Annotated in this window: 14 protein-coding genes; 8 read left to right on the top strand and 6 right to left on the bottom strand. The window is 33.7% G+C overall.

Features of this window, described 5'->3' with window-relative positions; all coding sequences use genetic code 11:
* Positions 1-47 precede the first annotated feature (47 nt).
* The 4 genes from AK822_RS00765 (at position 48) to AK822_RS14770 (ending at position 3,889) form a co-directional block, all read left to right on the top strand.
* On the top strand, positions 48-1,031 hold the full coding sequence (locus AK822_RS00765; RefSeq protein WP_060490211.1) for a capsular polysaccharide export protein, LipB/KpsS family: 984 nt from the start codon (positions 48-50) through the stop codon (positions 1,029-1,031).
* 48 nt (positions 1,032-1,079) lie between these two features.
* The gene (locus tag AK822_RS00760) at positions 1,080-2,339 is read left to right on the top strand and encodes a nucleotide sugar dehydrogenase (RefSeq protein WP_060490210.1); all 1,260 of its coding nucleotides are present in this window, start codon (positions 1,080-1,082) and stop codon (positions 2,337-2,339) included.
* Positions 2,340-2,342: 3 nt separating this feature from the next.
* Positions 2,343-3,434: a glycosyltransferase family 2 protein gene (locus AK822_RS00755; RefSeq protein ID WP_060490209.1), complete on the top strand. Its 1,092-nt coding sequence runs from the start codon at positions 2,343-2,345 to the stop codon at positions 3,432-3,434.
* A 242-nt stretch (positions 3,435-3,676) separates the two neighbouring features.
* Positions 3,677-3,889: a helix-turn-helix domain-containing protein gene (locus AK822_RS14770; RefSeq protein WP_157292339.1), complete on the top strand. Its 213-nt coding sequence runs from the start codon at positions 3,677-3,679 to the stop codon at positions 3,887-3,889.
* 465 nt (positions 3,890-4,354) lie between these two features.
* On the opposite strand, the gene AK822_RS00745 is transcribed toward AK822_RS14770, so the two are convergent.
* From AK822_RS00745 to galE (AK822_RS00735), 3 genes are read right to left on the bottom strand one after another with little or no spacing between them, the layout of a single operon-like run.
* Complete coding sequence (locus AK822_RS00745) at positions 4,355-7,234, bottom strand: glycosyltransferase (protein WP_060490208.1); 2,880 nt, start codon at positions 7,232-7,234, stop codon at positions 4,355-4,357.
* 19 nt (positions 7,235-7,253) lie between these two features.
* Entirely contained in the window at positions 7,254-8,648 is a 1,395-nt protein-coding gene (locus AK822_RS00740; RefSeq protein ID WP_060490207.1) for a hypothetical protein, read from the bottom strand.
* 55 nt (positions 8,649-8,703) lie between these two features.
* Positions 8,704-9,729: a UDP-glucose 4-epimerase GalE gene (gene galE, locus AK822_RS00735; protein WP_060490206.1), complete on the bottom strand. Its 1,026-nt coding sequence runs from the start codon at positions 9,727-9,729 to the stop codon at positions 8,704-8,706.
* A 161-nt stretch (positions 9,730-9,890) separates the two neighbouring features.
* Between galE (AK822_RS00735) and AK822_RS00730 the strand changes: the two genes are divergently transcribed.
* From AK822_RS00730 to AK822_RS14765, 4 genes are all read left to right on the top strand, one after another.
* Positions 9,891-10,874, top strand: coding sequence for a capsular polysaccharide export protein, LipB/KpsS family (locus AK822_RS00730; protein ID WP_060490211.1), 984 nt, complete (start codon positions 9,891-9,893; stop codon positions 10,872-10,874).
* Positions 10,875-10,922: 48 nt separating this feature from the next.
* Positions 10,923-12,182 carry a nucleotide sugar dehydrogenase gene (locus AK822_RS00725; protein ID WP_060490210.1) on the top strand — a complete coding sequence of 420 codons (1,260 nt, stop codon included), beginning with the start codon at positions 10,923-10,925 and terminating at the stop codon, positions 12,180-12,182.
* 3 nt (positions 12,183-12,185) lie between these two features.
* The gene (locus AK822_RS00720) at positions 12,186-13,277 is read left to right on the top strand and encodes a glycosyltransferase family 2 protein (RefSeq protein ID WP_060490209.1); all 1,092 of its coding nucleotides are present in this window, start codon (positions 12,186-12,188) and stop codon (positions 13,275-13,277) included.
* A 242-nt stretch (positions 13,278-13,519) separates the two neighbouring features.
* Positions 13,520-13,732 (top strand): helix-turn-helix domain-containing protein, encoded by a 213-nt coding sequence (locus AK822_RS14765; protein WP_157292339.1) that lies wholly within the window; start codon positions 13,520-13,522, stop codon positions 13,730-13,732.
* 465 nt (positions 13,733-14,197) lie between these two features.
* On the opposite strand, the gene AK822_RS00710 is transcribed toward AK822_RS14765, so the two are convergent.
* The 3 genes from AK822_RS00710 to galE (AK822_RS00700) are packed head-to-tail and all read right to left on the bottom strand — an operon-like array spanning position 14,198 to position 19,572.
* Positions 14,198-17,077, bottom strand: coding sequence for a glycosyltransferase (locus tag AK822_RS00710; RefSeq protein ID WP_060490208.1), 2,880 nt, complete (start codon positions 17,075-17,077; stop codon positions 14,198-14,200).
* Between the two features lie 19 nt (positions 17,078-17,096).
* Positions 17,097-18,491 (bottom strand): hypothetical protein, encoded by a 1,395-nt coding sequence (locus AK822_RS00705; protein WP_060490207.1) that lies wholly within the window; start codon positions 18,489-18,491, stop codon positions 17,097-17,099.
* Between the two features lie 55 nt (positions 18,492-18,546).
* Positions 18,547-19,572, bottom strand: coding sequence for a UDP-glucose 4-epimerase GalE (gene galE, locus AK822_RS00700; RefSeq protein ID WP_060490206.1), 1,026 nt, complete (start codon positions 19,570-19,572; stop codon positions 18,547-18,549).
* Positions 19,573-19,654 lie beyond the last annotated feature (82 nt).

Raw genomic sequence — 19,654 nt, 5'->3', positions numbered from 1 at the left:
CATGGCTATCTGCTCTTCCACTATCAAACTAAGCCAGCCAACATATTATGAAATTTAACGCTTACATCCGACCGCTATTATCAGGTTATTATAAACATAATCGTCAGCCAAAACAGCGTTTGGCGTTAGTCGTTGGTATGCTGCCATGGCAAGATTTGGTTGGTGATTGGGTATTGGAGTCGTCGCATGTTCAAATAAAACGGCATTTTGATATGCGCTACTTTGCTGCGTGGTTAAAGCCATTTATCAAGCGTGTAAACCCTGTTATCTATATTTGGGGTTATAAAGCGCCTGATTATTTTATTGATTACATCCGCAAGCAAGGTCTAGACATTTTCTTTTTAGAAGATGGATTTATCCGTTCAGGCCCTGATGACTATAGTAGCGCTCCACCATTGTCTATCGTCATGGACAGTCAAGCACCTTACTTCGATACCACTCGTCCAAACGATCTAACTGATTTAATCTCCAACTTTGACTTTGAGCAGGATGGTTATGATGAGGCGTTGGCACAGGAGATGCTGGATTATTACGTTTCTCATCGGGTGAGTAAATACAACCATCAGCCTTATGTCAATGTCATACCACTATATGGCGTTAAGAGTAAAAAACGTATATTAGTATTAGGTCAAGTGCCGCATGATGATTCATTAAAATATGGTGGCGGTATTGGTATTACGTTGCTTGATGTGGTCAATCAAGCAATTGAAGAAAATCCTGACGCACAAATCATTGTGAAACCACATCCAATGACACTCGATGATTTATCTATCGTCCATATACTCACTGAGCTAGATTGTCTTATTCTAACCCAGTCTATTCATTTGGTTGATGCTTTAAAGACTATCGATCACGTATATACCATTACATCATTAGGTGGGTTTGAAGCTTTGCTAAGAGGCAAAAAAGTCACCGTATTAGGGCGACCTTTTTATAAAGGTCTATGCAATGATGATGTAAAATCAAACACACCATTACTTTCTCAGCTATTTTATATCTGCTATTATGCCTACAATCTTAATTATCACTAAAGTAGCCAAACACTCTTATCTAATTAATTCATACCAAAAGGTCATTCGATGAATTCCAAAAAAATCGCCATTATAGGGTTAGGTTACGTAGGTCTACCACTAGCTTGTGCGTTTGCAAAAAAATATGACGTTATAGGCTTTGATATAAATGAAACACGTATTAACGAGTTATCTAATAATATTGATAAAACTAGAGAAGTGACCAGCGAATACCTCAAAAACACTTCTCGTCTTACTTTTACTTCTGACACTAATGACCTAACCGCAGCGAACGTATTTATCATTACCGTACCAACACCAATTGATGATAATAACTTACCAGATTTATCCCCATTGGTTAAAGCTTCGCAGATGCTAAGTAAAATTATTAAGCGAGATGATATCGTTATCTATGAATCAACAGTATATCCAGGTGCTACAGAAGAAGTTTGTATTCCTGAGCTAGAAAAATCCAACTTAAAGTTAAATATAGATTTTGGTGTTGGTTATTCTCCAGAACGTATTAATCCAGGCGACAAACTGCGCACAGTAGAGAACATATTAAAAGTCACTTCAGGTTCAAACCCTTACTACACAGACATAGTGGATGAATTATATAGCTCAGTAATTACTGCTGGCACATTCAAGGCTTCCTCTATAAAAGTCGCAGAAGCATCTAAAGTTATTGAAAACACTCAGCGTGATGTCAATATTGCTTTGATAAACGAATTGGCCCTTATTTTCAACGAAGTTGGTATCGACACTCATGAAGTCATAGAAGCTGCTGCTACTAAATGGAACTTTATCAAGCTTATGCCTGGTTTAGTAGGTGGGCATTGTATTGGCGTAGATCCTTATTACTTGGCACACAAAGCATCATCTTTAGGATTAAATCCTAACTTGATTTTGACTTCTCGTGCAATCAACAACTCTATGAGTAAGTTTGTTGCTGAACAAACCATCAAAAAGCTTATCTCGTATGGAAAAAATATCAAAGATGCCCGTATTCTACTCTTAGGAGTTACCTTTAAAGAAAACTGTCCTGACGTGAGAAATACTAAGGTAACGGATATTGGTATTGAACTTGAGAAATATGGTGTGAAAATGACTTACTCCGATCCTTGGGTCACTGAAGAAGATTGGAATAGCCTAAATGTTGATTATGTAGATTATAAAGACATCGCAGAGAACAGTTTTGACGCTGTTATTGTAGCTGTCAACCACTCCGAGTTCGTTGGTGAAGACGATAAAATAAATAGCTTTTGTACTAAACCTAAAGTAATCATCGATGTTAAAGGTGCATTAGTGAACCCAGATTGGCGTTTGTAATACATGAACAATACTTTAAAAGAGTTTGATCACCATGTTCAGGCTCAGCAATACGCCAGCGCGGACGCTCTAGTTGAGAGCCTTCTACAGACTGACTGTATTGCTAGCTTGGAAAGAAAAGATGCACTTCAATTTCTATATAGAATAGGTTATGTCTATCCTGAATTAACTCTAGAATTAAGTAAGCAAAGAGATGATATCCCTAGACCATTTAAAGATACTTTAAGAATAGCTTTAGGAGATATTCCCCCTCTACGCTTTTATAACCAAGCTGATACACTAGTCGCCATAAAAATTGCTCTCATGCGACATAAACCGTTATGGGCAAAAATACTCATTTATAGGTTTTACCATCAGTACGGGCTACAACCTATCGATCTAGTTAAAAACAATAAGATTACCATCGGTAATAATCGTAAAAAAGTTAAGAAAATTCATAATGCTCAGAAAGTCAGCATTATAGTCACTACCTATAATTCTGCAGCTTTTATCGAAAACTGTATAGACTCTTTATTGAATCAGTCAATTAAAAATATTGAAATTATTGTAGTAGATGACGCTAGCACTGATGATACTGTAGATATCCTCAAGAAGTATTCAACGATAAAAGTTATTAAACTTTCAGAAAACAATGGCACATACCATGCTAGAAATATTGGCATAGAGCAATCAACCGGATATTTTGTAACATTCCAAGATTCAGATGATTGGTCACATCCTGAGCGTTTAGAGTTACAACTTAAAGAGCTCTTAAATACATCTACTGCTATTGCTAGTTTCTCACACTTTTTTAGAGTTGATCAATCATCTGGCTTACCAACTTGTAGACAAAACTATCCATTATTGCGTCTTAACCTTTCCTCAATGATGATATCACGCTCTACTCTAAACAAACTAGGGAAATTTGATTCGTCAAAAAGGATTGAATCAGATAAGAAGTTATTCGAGCTCATAAAGTCTAGCTATAACGATGGTTCTATTGTATATATCAGAAAACCTCTTGCTATTGGGCTATACAGACATGATTCTTTAACTACAGCTCAATGCTCTGGATTTGATAAATATGGCTACTCGAAGATGAGATACCTCACATAGTTAATTCAAAACAGTAAAAAGTACAAGACTTCTCACTAATACAGGATATAATTCTTATCTATAGATAAATGATTTGATTACATTTAGCATTAGGCCTCTTGCAAACGTAGATTCAGATCTCAGAGTATATAACTGAACCCTAAATACTTAAAAGATATACTAAACTACTTGAACAGAATGATGTAGGTTTTAAACGTTATACCAGCATTTATAAAGCCAATTTTGAGCAAATGCTAGAAGCCATGCAAGAGCATGAAGCTTCCAAGACCAAATCAGGTCGTTTAAGTGCTCTTAGCTTAGAAGCGCAGATTTTACTAGCAATGACCTATTGGTATGAATACCGAACCCTTTATCATATTGGTATGCACTTTAACGTTCATGATTCCTCCGCCAGTCGTATTGTCAGAAAAGCAGAAGACACCCTTGTTAACTCAGGCAGATTTGACTTGCCATGAGAACTGCCACACAGTAAGCCTGAGGATATCAATTGGTCAGCGGTCATCATCGATGCCACTGAAGCACCCATTGAACGTCCAAAAAAAACCAAAGTAAGCACTACAGCAGAAAAAAGAAACAATATACCTTAAAAGCTCAGATAATCATACAGTGGCAAATAGGTCTGATTAAGTTGTTTAAGATCGTCGCTCAGCGCTATCGCAATCGACGTCAACGTTATGAGTTAAGAATGAAACTGTTCGTAGGATTAGTAAATTTCAAGCTTAATCTATGACTTTTGCAAGAGGTTTAATATAGACTCTAAAAATTTTATGACTGTTTTTCTTCAGATTAATGATATATCTTATATTTTGTTTATAACTATATCACCTCATGATAAATAGTTATCTAATGCATAATAAAAAAACAATAAGATCTAGCAACACACTATGAAGAAGTATAGTGTACTGCTAGATCTTCTCACATTAATTTTTGTAACCTAATCCTAAAATACTCTTGTTAAGCTGCCTAGCCAGATTAGCAGAACTAAATTTATTTTTTGCCAATTTTATATTCTCATTTCTAAAATTAGAAATACATTCTCTATTAAGACTTAGAATATGCTGTGAATATAAATTGATTTCTGTTTCAGAATATTCTAAATTTTTCATATCCTTTCTTTGTTTTATGGGAATCAATTTTGAATTAAATTCCTTTAAAGTAATATTGATAGCGGGGAACTGAGGATAAATGCAATAAATTCCTTTTCCTAATTGCTCCAACATAGTGATGGGCAAGCCTTCTGATGGTGATAAGTTCACTGCTACATCTATGACATTGTAAAAATCTTCTAACTCTTTGCCTAATAACTCTCCAAGATAAATAATCTTTTTATTATCTTGAAGAGTTAATAACTTCTGTTCAAATAATTTAAAATAGTTAGAGTCTTCCACCCTATCTGACTTACCACCTACTATTATAAAATATATATCTTTTCTCTGTTTAGTAACAGTTTCTGCAAGATCAACTATATTAAGCAAGTTTTTATCTTTAGCTACTCTCCCAATGTATGATACAACTAATGCATCTTTTGGAATTTTTAATTTTCTTCTAAGTTCTAAATTTATATTTTCATAGTATTCAAACGAAAAATCATGATTCAAGGTGTTATTTACAATATTAACTTTATCAGTTGAAACACCTGCATTGACCAAGTCTTCTTTGATATAATTATGAATAGCAATGTAACGATGAGTGAAAAAACGGAATTCTTTTTGATATTTTATAATCCATTCTACATCCGAATGCATAATTGTAAGATAATAAAAGTGTTTATTATAAGACATCTTTTCAAAGAGCTTATCATTATAAGCATTACAATTATAAATATAATTGCCATCTTCTACTTCATTTGCAAAATTATTAAATTCGTCTTTTTCTTCAAAGAAATTGGGTACATAATGCGTTTCAAAGTTGTTACTTAAATATTTATCCAAATAGTAGCCACTACCTACAGACCAAATAACAATATCAAAACCTATTGTCCTTAAAGCATAAGCATGATTAAAATGAACATATTCAGCTCCTCCTATATGATTATTATGTATAATCATATGTAATTTAGGCTTTAATTCACTTTTCTTATATTCAAATATAGAACTTCTAGGAATATATGATAGATCAGATCTATCCTTCAAAATAAAGTCTTTAAAGCTTTCTTTTGAATCCTCACTTAAGTCGACTTTAAACTCGTTAACTATTCGCTCACTATCTAACGCTGGTTTATAGTCATCAAACTGAAGAGTAATAAAGCTAGGTGAGTTCTTAATATCATACAAGGTGTTTATGTTATTGAAACCCGCTCTACATGCCCTAACTGCAAAATCAATATGCCCATATCCCTTAAAACCAAAACTCTTAGTATCAAACCAACCTATCTTATTGACTACATCCATGTTGAACGCTAGGAAAGCACCTTGTGAATAATAAGCACTAGAATAAGATATACACTTATCTGTAGTGCTTTTCACCTTGGCGTCTCTCCATTTAGTTTGGTAATTACATAAAAATCCAAACTCATTCATTCCATCTATATATGCGTTATCCCAGCCTTTTTTAACAAAGATGACATCATCATCACATTTAAAAACATAATCTGGTTTTATTTTATTTATTCGATCTAATATAGCATTAGTACCTTCATGTACTCCTTTCCTATTATTATAAATAATATGAATCTCAGTACCAACAATATTAATATTTTTAAGATACTCAATAGTCCCATCTGTAGAGCCATCATCATTTATTATGAGATGCCATTTATAGTATGGATTTCTAGTTGACAACCAAGTTTTTATAAAAACCTCAAGATAGTCTAGCCTATTATAAGTAGTAACAGCCAAAACAACTTCAAATTTATTTTTTTCACTAGAGTAGTACTTTGTTTTAAAATCGTCTTCTGGATGCCATTGATGATATAAGCCAGCAGCTTGAGCCCTAATAAAGCTATCTCCAAGCTGATCTTTCATATGATTATCTTCTGAACCCCACGATCTTTTCTCCCACCAGCTAATTTTCTCTGAAATCACTTTAGGTATAACAAGATTGCCCCACCCTTCATCTCTTATCCAACCTTCTTTATTATAAGGAGTGTAGTATGAATAACAAATAGGGAAGAATGGTTTTTGCTTGTCATAAGCATACTGCAAACTCTGAATCAAAAATTCTTTAGAAATAAGCATATCAGCGTCTGTAAAAAATAATATATCTCCAGTCGCCTTCTCTGCTGCTATATTTAAACCTCTACCTCTACTAAAAGGTTCATCACTCTTAATTACTTTTGCTTCAATTCCTTCTCTAACCCCTACAATTTCGTTTATCCAATCTTCCGGAGGATGATCATCTGAATTAAAATCAACAATAATTACTTCCAAGCATATACCATTAATTTTCGAATCGACGATACTTTTAACAAAGTTCTTTAAAAGATCTAACTGGAAGTTCATAGGATTTTTTTTATAGGAAGTAACAAAAGTTTTATTTTTAGTAACCCCATCCCAACTTACATTAACACAAGATCTGTTTTTTACTGAAATACAAAAGGTAAATTTAACATTATTCCATTTTTTTAATATAATTTCATCTAATTTTACCTGTAAATCTAAAACCTCATCTAAATCTGACTTTATTAAAGAATCAGACGCAATTTTTCCTAGATAATTTGGAAGACTATTAAAACAAAGTAAGTAACTAATATAATAATCTTTGAAATCAGGATTACTTTCAATTAAGCTCTCTAATAAGCTCATGACTTCAATTTTTTTATTACTTCTTATTAAACTATTTACTTCTTTTAAATTACTCATAAAACATCCCTAATAAAAATTATTTTTTCTTAAAATTTTTCACTTCTTTAATCATTTTAAAAGGAAGTATTATGAAATTTATTGGTGAATCAAAGCTTTCAACAAAAACCTTACCTATTTTATAAGATAGATGTCTCTTAACTTTCTCTGCCTCAACTGAATCAGCATACATTTCTATACTTGAAGGTATACTTTTATTAGACTTGAAGTTCTTATGCTCATGTAATAAAGAAGCTGGCAGCTTTACAATACCTTTAACCGATTTAGAGTGTGTTATTATTGTAGAACCAAGTATATATGGTAATTCTTTTTTAAGAGCTTCTGCAGCACCCTTCGGATAAATTTTGTTACTATTACTTACTATACTTTCCTTAGTATTACCTAAATTTAAATAATACTCCTCAATTTTCTCTTGCGCTAATTGTAACTGCTCCATTAATAACTGGTTAGTTACTTCAAGCTCATTAGTACATTTATTGGTATCAATTTTTTTCTCGGATGTACGCCTATCTAAAATATTCTTAATCTCAATATATTTTTTTTCTATTTCTTTCTTATCTTTATTTACTTCATCTAATGTTTCTTTTAAAAAACTATTATCAACCTGTTGTTCATGATATTTTTCAGCTAAATCAGATTCCTGCAAATGGTTTAGTAAACTAACTAAACTATTTATATTGGTTTTTTTAAGCTTATAAATTGAATTACTATCCTTAATGGCTGCTTTATCTAATAAAGCATTAAATAGTCTAATTACCTCTGGATATTGACTCAATACCTCCTCAAAAACATGATCTTTTACTATATTAGACTGATGATCTAGACTGTGCTTACTGTTATCCTCAATCTGATTTGATACTTGCCAGCTACTCTTAAGTTGCAAGGTATTAGCAATCGTTTTCAGTTTTTCGCTTAGTTTACTGATGCTATCGATAGCACACTTTCCTTCTATCAATAACGCTTTATTTTGATTATTTTCTAGGAAATCTAACATATTCTGATGATAACTCACCCAATCACTCATAATTTGATTAAGTAAGTCTACTGTCATTGCTTGACTTGAAATTTGATTTAGTAGATTACTTGGATGGTCAAATACAAGAATAAATATTACATCAGATGCTGTTTCTTGCCAATACTCTAACGCCATTAGATTTTTTTCAGACTCCCAACCCCAATTTTCGAAATCTAAATTAGACAGTAAAAAGTCAGTCATGACATTATCAATCAATTTATTATTCGTAACAGCTGTACTATTTCGTGATATTACTTTAAAAATAGTATCTGCAATCTGCTGGGAAGTTAATTGATGAGTATAGCTATGTAGAGGCTCACTCAACCCTCTATTATATAGTTTTTGCATTAATAGCTTGGAGTTAGAAGAACGGTGTCCAGTTTGAATGATAATACTCATATGATTGTCTCTTTTAAATAATAAAATGGTAGATTAATAGATAGAATAAAGATATTTACTTATAACCATTCGGATTCATACTTTGCCAACGCCAGCTATCTTGGCACATCTCAGTAATTGATAATTTTGCTTGCCACTCTAACAGGTTTTTCGCTTTATCAGCACTCGCGTAGCAGCTGGCTATGTCACCTGCGCGGCGTTCTGCAAATTGATAAGGAATTGATTGTCCAGAAACGTTAGAAAATGCTGTTACTAACTCTAAGACAGAAGTACCTTTACCAGTGCCTAAATTAATGGGTAAAAATCCTACTGGTACCACTTGTCGCTCTAAATAATTTAACGCAGCGACATGACCTGCTGCTAAGTCAGTGACATGGATAAAGTCACGTACACCTGTCCCATCTATTGTAGGATAGTCATTACCAAAAATATTAAGTTTGGCAAGCTTACCAACAGCGACTTGCGAGATATAAGGCATCAAATTATTTGGGATATCATTAGGGTCTTCGCCAATCTGCCCTGATGGATGCGCCCCTACTGGATTAAAGTATCTCAGAGGAATCAGGTTCCAACTGTCGTCGGATACAGCAAGGTCTTCTAATATGTGCTCAACTGCCAGCTTGCTCTGACCATAGGGGTTGGTACAAGAACGTGGCGATTTCTCATCAATTGGCAATACTTCAGGATCACCGTAAACAGTCGCAGAGGAAGAAAAAACGAGGTTTTTGACATCATACTCAGCCATCACTTCTAGCAAGGTAATCGTACCACTGACGTTGTTATTGTAGTACAGCAATGGCTTGGCAACAGATTCACCAACTGCTTTTAGTCCAGCGAAGTGAATCACGCCAAAAAACTGATGCGCTGAGAATACTTGTTTAAGTGACTCAGCATCACGAATATCGCCTTCGATAAACTCAATCGGCTGACCAATGAGAGTAGAGACACGATTGATGGCTTCACGACTACTATTAGACAAGTTGTCGTAAACTACAATATCATACCCAGCTTCATGCAGTGCGATACAGGTGTGTGTGCCAATATAGCCCGCACCGCCCGTAACTAGTATCTTGTTTTTCATAATATCGACCCATTATTTTTCGAAGTTATTATTTTTCGAAGTAGGTATTCGTTTTTATTCGTAAATGCAACTATACTGGGAACGATAAAACATTACCAACGTAAATGCCCCAATCATGGCTATCTGCTCTTCCACTATCAAACTAAGCCAGCCAACATATTATGAAATTTAACGCTTACATCCGACCGCTATTATCAGGTTATTATAAACATAATCGTCAGCCAAAACAGCGTTTGGCGTTAGTCGTTGGTATGCTGCCATGGCAAGATTTGGTTGGTGATTGGGTATTGGAGTCGTCGCATGTTCAAATAAAACGGCATTTTGATATGCGCTACTTTGCTGCGTGGTTAAAGCCATTTATCAAGCGTGTAAACCCTGTTATCTATATTTGGGGTTATAAAGCGCCTGATTATTTTATTGATTACATCCGCAAGCAAGGTCTAGACATTTTCTTTTTAGAAGATGGATTTATCCGTTCAGGCCCTGATGACTATAGTAGCGCTCCACCATTGTCTATCGTCATGGACAGTCAAGCACCTTACTTCGATACCACTCGTCCAAACGATCTAACTGATTTAATCTCCAACTTTGACTTTGAGCAGGATGGTTATGATGAGGCGTTGGCACAGGAGATGCTGGATTATTACGTTTCTCATCGGGTGAGTAAATACAACCATCAGCCTTATGTCAATGTCATACCACTATATGGCGTTAAGAGTAAAAAACGTATATTAGTATTAGGTCAAGTGCCGCATGATGATTCATTAAAATATGGTGGCGGTATTGGTATTACGTTGCTTGATGTGGTCAATCAAGCAATTGAAGAAAATCCTGACGCACAAATCATTGTGAAACCACATCCAATGACACTCGATGATTTATCTATCGTCCATATACTCACTGAGCTAGATTGTCTTATTCTAACCCAGTCTATTCATTTGGTTGATGCTTTAAAGACTATCGATCACGTATATACCATTACATCATTAGGTGGGTTTGAAGCTTTGCTAAGAGGCAAAAAAGTCACCGTATTAGGGCGACCTTTTTATAAAGGTCTATGCAATGATGATGTAAAATCAAACACACCATTACTTTCTCAGCTATTTTATATCTGCTATTATGCCTACAATCTTAATTATCACTAAAGTAGCCAAACACTCTTATCTAATTAATTCATACCAAAAGGTCATTCGATGAATTCCAAAAAAATCGCCATTATAGGGTTAGGTTACGTAGGTCTACCACTAGCTTGTGCGTTTGCAAAAAAATATGACGTTATAGGCTTTGATATAAATGAAACACGTATTAACGAGTTATCTAATAATATTGATAAAACTAGAGAAGTGACCAGCGAATACCTCAAAAACACTTCTCGTCTTACTTTTACTTCTGACACTAATGACCTAACCGCAGCGAACGTATTTATCATTACCGTACCAACACCAATTGATGATAATAACTTACCAGATTTATCCCCATTGGTTAAAGCTTCGCAGATGCTAAGTAAAATTATTAAGCGAGATGATATCGTTATCTATGAATCAACAGTATATCCAGGTGCTACAGAAGAAGTTTGTATTCCTGAGCTAGAAAAATCCAACTTAAAGTTAAATATAGATTTTGGTGTTGGTTATTCTCCAGAACGTATTAATCCAGGCGACAAACTGCGCACAGTAGAGAACATATTAAAAGTCACTTCAGGTTCAAACCCTTACTACACAGACATAGTGGATGAATTATATAGCTCAGTAATTACTGCTGGCACATTCAAGGCTTCCTCTATAAAAGTCGCAGAAGCATCTAAAGTTATTGAAAACACTCAGCGTGATGTCAATATTGCTTTGATAAACGAATTGGCCCTTATTTTCAACGAAGTTGGTATCGACACTCATGAAGTCATAGAAGCTGCTGCTACTAAATGGAACTTTATCAAGCTTATGCCTGGTTTAGTAGGTGGGCATTGTATTGGCGTAGATCCTTATTACTTGGCACACAAAGCATCATCTTTAGGATTAAATCCTAACTTGATTTTGACTTCTCGTGCAATCAACAACTCTATGAGTAAGTTTGTTGCTGAACAAACCATCAAAAAGCTTATCTCGTATGGAAAAAATATCAAAGATGCCCGTATTCTACTCTTAGGAGTTACCTTTAAAGAAAACTGTCCTGACGTGAGAAATACTAAGGTAACGGATATTGGTATTGAACTTGAGAAATATGGTGTGAAAATGACTTACTCCGATCCTTGGGTCACTGAAGAAGATTGGAATAGCCTAAATGTTGATTATGTAGATTATAAAGACATCGCAGAGAACAGTTTTGACGCTGTTATTGTAGCTGTCAACCACTCCGAGTTCGTTGGTGAAGACGATAAAATAAATAGCTTTTGTACTAAACCTAAAGTAATCATCGATGTTAAAGGTGCATTAGTGAACCCAGATTGGCGTTTGTAATACATGAACAATACTTTAAAAGAGTTTGATCACCATGTTCAGGCTCAGCAATACGCCAGCGCGGACGCTCTAGTTGAGAGCCTTCTACAGACTGACTGTATTGCTAGCTTGGAAAGAAAAGATGCACTTCAATTTCTATATAGAATAGGTTATGTCTATCCTGAATTAACTCTAGAATTAAGTAAGCAAAGAGATGATATCCCTAGACCATTTAAAGATACTTTAAGAATAGCTTTAGGAGATATTCCCCCTCTACGCTTTTATAACCAAGCTGATACACTAGTCGCCATAAAAATTGCTCTCATGCGACATAAACCGTTATGGGCAAAAATACTCATTTATAGGTTTTACCATCAGTACGGGCTACAACCTATCGATCTAGTTAAAAACAATAAGATTACCATCGGTAATAATCGTAAAAAAGTTAAGAAAATTCATAATGCTCAGAAAGTCAGCATTATAGTCACTACCTATAATTCTGCAGCTTTTATCGAAAACTGTATAGACTCTTTATTGAATCAGTCAATTAAAAATATTGAAATTATTGTAGTAGATGACGCTAGCACTGATGATACTGTAGATATCCTCAAGAAGTATTCAACGATAAAAGTTATTAAACTTTCAGAAAACAATGGCACATACCATGCTAGAAATATTGGCATAGAGCAATCAACCGGATATTTTGTAACATTCCAAGATTCAGATGATTGGTCACATCCTGAGCGTTTAGAGTTACAACTTAAAGAGCTCTTAAATACATCTACTGCTATTGCTAGTTTCTCACACTTTTTTAGAGTTGATCAATCATCTGGCTTACCAACTTGTAGACAAAACTATCCATTATTGCGTCTTAACCTTTCCTCAATGATGATATCACGCTCTACTCTAAACAAACTAGGGAAATTTGATTCGTCAAAAAGGATTGAATCAGATAAGAAGTTATTCGAGCTCATAAAGTCTAGCTATAACGATGGTTCTATTGTATATATCAGAAAACCTCTTGCTATTGGGCTATACAGACATGATTCTTTAACTACAGCTCAATGCTCTGGATTTGATAAATATGGCTACTCGAAGATGAGATACCTCACATAGTTAATTCAAAACAGTAAAAAGTACAAGACTTCTCACTAATACAGGATATAATTCTTATCTATAGATAAATGATTTGATTACATTTAGCATTAGGCCTCTTGCAAACGTAGATTCAGATCTCAGAGTATATAACTGAACCCTAAATACTTAAAAGATATACTAAACTACTTGAACAGAATGATGTAGGTTTTAAACGTTATACCAGCATTTATAAAGCCAATTTTGAGCAAATGCTAGAAGCCATGCAAGAGCATGAAGCTTCCAAGACCAAATCAGGTCGTTTAAGTGCTCTTAGCTTAGAAGCGCAGATTTTACTAGCAATGACCTATTGGTATGAATACCGAACCCTTTATCATATTGGTATGCACTTTAACGTTCATGATTCCTCCGCCAGTCGTATTGTCAGAAAAGCAGAAGACACCCTTGTTAACTCAGGCAGATTTGACTTGCCATGAGAACTGCCACACAGTAAGCCTGAGGATATCAATTGGTCAGCGGTCATCATCGATGCCACTGAAGCACCCATTGAACGTCCAAAAAAAACCAAAGTAAGCACTACAGCAGAAAAAAGAAACAATATACCTTAAAAGCTCAGATAATCATACAGTGGCAAATAGGTCTGATTAAGTTGTTTAAGATCGTCGCTCAGCGCTATCGCAATCGACGTCAACGTTATGAGTTAAGAATGAAACTGTTCGTAGGATTAGTAAATTTCAAGCTTAATCTATGACTTTTGCAAGAGGTTTAATATAGACTCTAAAAATTTTATGACTGTTTTTCTTCAGATTAATGATATATCTTATATTTTGTTTATAACTATATCACCTCATGATAAATAGTTATCTAATGCATAATAAAAAAACAATAAGATCTAGCAACACACTATGAAGAAGTATAGTGTACTGCTAGATCTTCTCACATTAATTTTTGTAACCTAATCCTAAAATACTCTTGTTAAGCTGCCTAGCCAGATTAGCAGAACTAAATTTATTTTTTGCCAATTTTATATTCTCATTTCTAAAATTAGAAATACATTCTCTATTAAGACTTAGAATATGCTGTGAATATAAATTGATTTCTGTTTCAGAATATTCTAAATTTTTCATATCCTTTCTTTGTTTTATGGGAATCAATTTTGAATTAAATTCCTTTAAAGTAATATTGATAGCGGGGAACTGAGGATAAATGCAATAAATTCCTTTTCCTAATTGCTCCAACATAGTGATGGGCAAGCCTTCTGATGGTGATAAGTTCACTGCTACATCTATGACATTGTAAAAATCTTCTAACTCTTTGCCTAATAACTCTCCAAGATAAATAATCTTTTTATTATCTTGAAGAGTTAATAACTTCTGTTCAAATAATTTAAAATAGTTAGAGTCTTCCACCCTATCTGACTTACCACCTACTATTATAAAATATATATCTTTTCTCTGTTTAGTAACAGTTTCTGCAAGATCAACTATATTAAGCAAGTTTTTATCTTTAGCTACTCTCCCAATGTATGATACAACTAATGCATCTTTTGGAATTTTTAATTTTCTTCTAAGTTCTAAATTTATATTTTCATAGTATTCAAACGAAAAATCATGATTCAAGGTGTTATTTACAATATTAACTTTATCAGTTGAAACACCTGCATTGACCAAGTCTTCTTTGATATAATTATGAATAGCAATGTAACGATGAGTGAAAAAACGGAATTCTTTTTGATATTTTATAATCCATTCTACATCCGAATGCATAATTGTAAGATAATAAAAGTGTTTATTATAAGACATCTTTTCAAAGAGCTTATCATTATAAGCATTACAATTATAAATATAATTGCCATCTTCTACTTCATTTGCAAAATTATTAAATTCGTCTTTTTCTTCAAAGAAATTGGGTACATAATGCGTTTCAAAGTTGTTACTTAAATATTTATCCAAATAGTAGCCACTACCTACAGACCAAATAACAATATCAAAACCTATTGTCCTTAAAGCATAAGCATGATTAAAATGAACATATTCAGCTCCTCCTATATGATTATTATGTATAATCATATGTAATTTAGGCTTTAATTCACTTTTCTTATATTCAAATATAGAACTTCTAGGAATATATGATAGATCAGATCTATCCTTCAAAATAAAGTCTTTAAAGCTTTCTTTTGAATCCTCACTTAAGTCGACTTTAAACTCGTTAACTATTCGCTCACTATCTAACGCTGGTTTATAGTCATCAAACTGAAGAGTAATAAAGCTAGGTGAGTTCTTAATATCATACAAGGTGTTTATGTTATTGAAACCCGCTCTACATGCCCTAACTGCAAAATCAATATGCCCATATCCCTTAAAACCAAAACTCTTAGTATCAAACCAACCTATCTTATTGACTACATCCATGTTGAACGCTAGGAAAGCACCTTGTGAATAATAAGCACTAGAATAAGATATACACTTATCTGTAGTGCTTTTCACCTTGGCGTCTCTCCATTTAGTTTGGTAATTACATAAAAATCCAAACTCATTCATTCCATCTATATATGCGTTATCCCAGCCTTTTTTAACAAAGATGACATCATCATCACATTTAAAAACATAATCTGGTTTTATTTTATTTATTCGATCTAATATAGCATTAGTACCTTCATGTACTCCTTTCCTATTATTATAAATAATATGAATCTCAGTACCAACAATATTAATATTTTTAAGATACTCAATAGTCCCATCTGTAGAGCCATCATCATTTATTATGAGATGCCATTTATAGTATGGATTTCTAGTTGACAACCAAGTTTTTATAAAAACCTCAAGATAGTCTAGCCTATTATAAGTAGTAACAGCCAAAACAACTTCAAATTTATTTTTTTCACTAGAGTAGTACTTTGTTTTAAAATCGTCTTCTGGATGCCATTGATGATATAAGCCAGCAGCTTGAGCCCTAATAAAGCTATCTCCAAGCTGATCTTTCATATGATTATCTTCTGAACCCCACGATCTTTTCTCCCACCAGCTAATTTTCTCTGAAATCACTTTAGGTATAACAAGATTGCCCCACCCTTCATCTCTTATCCAACCTTCTTTATTATAAGGAGTGTAGTATGAATAACAAATAGGGAAGAATGGTTTTTGCTTGTCATAAGCATACTGCAAACTCTGAATCAAAAATTCTTTAGAAATAAGCATATCAGCGTCTGTAAAAAATAATATATCTCCAGTCGCCTTCTCTGCTGCTATATTTAAACCTCTACCTCTACTAAAAGGTTCATCACTCTTAATTACTTTTGCTTCAATTCCTTCTCTAACCCCTACAATTTCGTTTATCCAATCTTCCGGAGGATGATCATCTGAATTAAAATCAACAATAATTACTTCCAAGCATATACCATTAATTTTCGAATCGACGATACTTTTAACAAAGTTCTTTAAAAGATCTAACTGGAAGTTCATAGGATTTTTTTTATAGGAAGTAACAAAAGTTTTATTTTTAGTAACCCCATCCCAACTTACATTAACACAAGATCTGTTTTTTACTGAAATACAAAAGGTAAATTTAACATTATTCCATTTTTTTAATATAATTTCATCTAATTTTACCTGTAAATCTAAAACCTCATCTAAATCTGACTTTATTAAAGAATCAGACGCAATTTTTCCTAGATAATTTGGAAGACTATTAAAACAAAGTAAGTAACTAATATAATAATCTTTGAAATCAGGATTACTTTCAATTAAGCTCTCTAATAAGCTCATGACTTCAATTTTTTTATTACTTCTTATTAAACTATTTACTTCTTTTAAATTACTCATAAAACATCCCTAATAAAAATTATTTTTTCTTAAAATTTTTCACTTCTTTAATCATTTTAAAAGGAAGTATTATGAAATTTATTGGTGAATCAAAGCTTTCAACAAAAACCTTACCTATTTTATAAGATAGATGTCTCTTAACTTTCTCTGCCTCAACTGAATCAGCATACATTTCTATACTTGAAGGTATACTTTTATTAGACTTGAAGTTCTTATGCTCATGTAATAAAGAAGCTGGCAGCTTTACAATACCTTTAACCGATTTAGAGTGTGTTATTATTGTAGAACCAAGTATATATGGTAATTCTTTTTTAAGAGCTTCTGCAGCACCCTTCGGATAAATTTTGTTACTATTACTTACTATACTTTCCTTAGTATTACCTAAATTTAAATAATACTCCTCAATTTTCTCTTGCGCTAATTGTAACTGCTCCATTAATAACTGGTTAGTTACTTCAAGCTCATTAGTACATTTATTGGTATCAATTTTTTTCTCGGATGTACGCCTATCTAAAATATTCTTAATCTCAATATATTTTTTTTCTATTTCTTTCTTATCTTTATTTACTTCATCTAATGTTTCTTTTAAAAAACTATTATCAACCTGTTGTTCATGATATTTTTCAGCTAAATCAGATTCCTGCAAATGGTTTAGTAAACTAACTAAACTATTTATATTGGTTTTTTTAAGCTTATAAATTGAATTACTATCCTTAATGGCTGCTTTATCTAATAAAGCATTAAATAGTCTAATTACCTCTGGATATTGACTCAATACCTCCTCAAAAACATGATCTTTTACTATATTAGACTGATGATCTAGACTGTGCTTACTGTTATCCTCAATCTGATTTGATACTTGCCAGCTACTCTTAAGTTGCAAGGTATTAGCAATCGTTTTCAGTTTTTCGCTTAGTTTACTGATGCTATCGATAGCACACTTTCCTTCTATCAATAACGCTTTATTTTGATTATTTTCTAGGAAATCTAACATATTCTGATGATAACTCACCCAATCACTCATAATTTGATTAAGTAAGTCTACTGTCATTGCTTGACTTGAAATTTGATTTAGTAGATTACTTGGATGGTCAAATACAAGAATAAATATTACATCAGATGCTGTTTCTTGCCAATACTCTAACGCCATTAGATTTTTTTCAGACTCCCAACCCCAATTTTCGAAATCTAAATTAGACAGTAAAAAGTCAGTCATGACATTATCAATCAATTTATTATTCGTAACAGCTGTACTATTTCGTGATATTACTTTAAAAATAGTATCTGCAATCTGCTGGGAAGTTAATTGATGAGTATAGCTATGTAGAGGCTCACTCAACCCTCTATTATATAGTTTTTGCATTAATAGCTTGGAGTTAGAAGAACGGTGTCCAGTTTGAATGATAATACTCATATGATTGTCTCTTTTAAATAATAAAATGGTAGATTAATAGATAGAATAAAGATATTTACTTATAACCATTCGGATTCATACTTTGCCAACGCCAGCTATCTTGGCACATCTCAGTAATTGATAATTTTGCTTGCCACTCTAACAGGTTTTTCGCTTTATCAGCACTCGCGTAGCAGCTGGCTATGTCACCTGCGCGGCGTTCTGCAAATTGATAAGGAATTGATTGTCCAGAAACGTTAGAAAATGCTGTTACTAACTCTAAGACAGAAGTACCTTTACCAGTGCCTAAATTAATGGGTAAAAATCCTACTGGTACCACTTGTCGCTCTAAATAATTTAACGCAGCGACATGACCTGCTGCTAAGTCAGTGACATGGATAAAGTCACGTACACCTGTCCCATCTATTGTAGGATAGTCATTACCAAAAATATTAAGTTTGGCAAGCTTACCAACAGCGACTTGCGAGATATAAGGCATCAAATTATTTGGGATATCATTAGGGTCTTCGCCAATCTGCCCTGATGGATGCGCCCCTACTGGATTAAAGTATCTCAGAGGAATCAGGTTCCAACTGTCGTCGGATACAGCAAGGTCTTCTAATATGTGCTCAACTGCCAGCTTGCTCTGACCATAGGGGTTGGTACAAGAACGTGGCGATTTCTCATCAATTGGCAATACTTCAGGATCACCGTAAACAGTCGCAGAGGAAGAAAAAACGAGGTTTTTGACATCATACTCAGCCATCACTTCTAGCAAGGTAATCGTACCACTGACGTTGTTATTGTAGTACAGCAATGGCTTGGCAACAGATTCACCAACTGCTTTTAGTCCAGCGAAGTGAATCACGCCAAAAAACTGATGCGCTGAGAATACTTGTTTAAGTGACTCAGCATCACGAATATCGCCTTCGATAAACTCAATCGGCTGACCAATGAGAGTAGAGACACGATTGATGGCTTCACGACTACTATTAGACAAGTTGTCGTAAACTACAATATCATACCCAGCTTCATGCAGTGCGATACAGGTGTGTGTGCCAATATAGCCCGCACCACCCGTGACTAGTATTTTATTTTTCATAAATTTATTTTCGAGACAAAAAAAGACACCCCATTGTAGGGGTGTCTTCTCGATATTTCAATGCAGTTTTGGTAGTTAAACT

Source organism: Psychrobacter sp. P11F6, assembly GCF_001435295.1.
Lineage (GTDB): Bacteria > Pseudomonadota > Gammaproteobacteria > Pseudomonadales > Moraxellaceae > Psychrobacter.
Note: the sequence above shows the minus strand (reverse complement) of the source record. Positions and strands in the feature narration are given on the sequence as shown.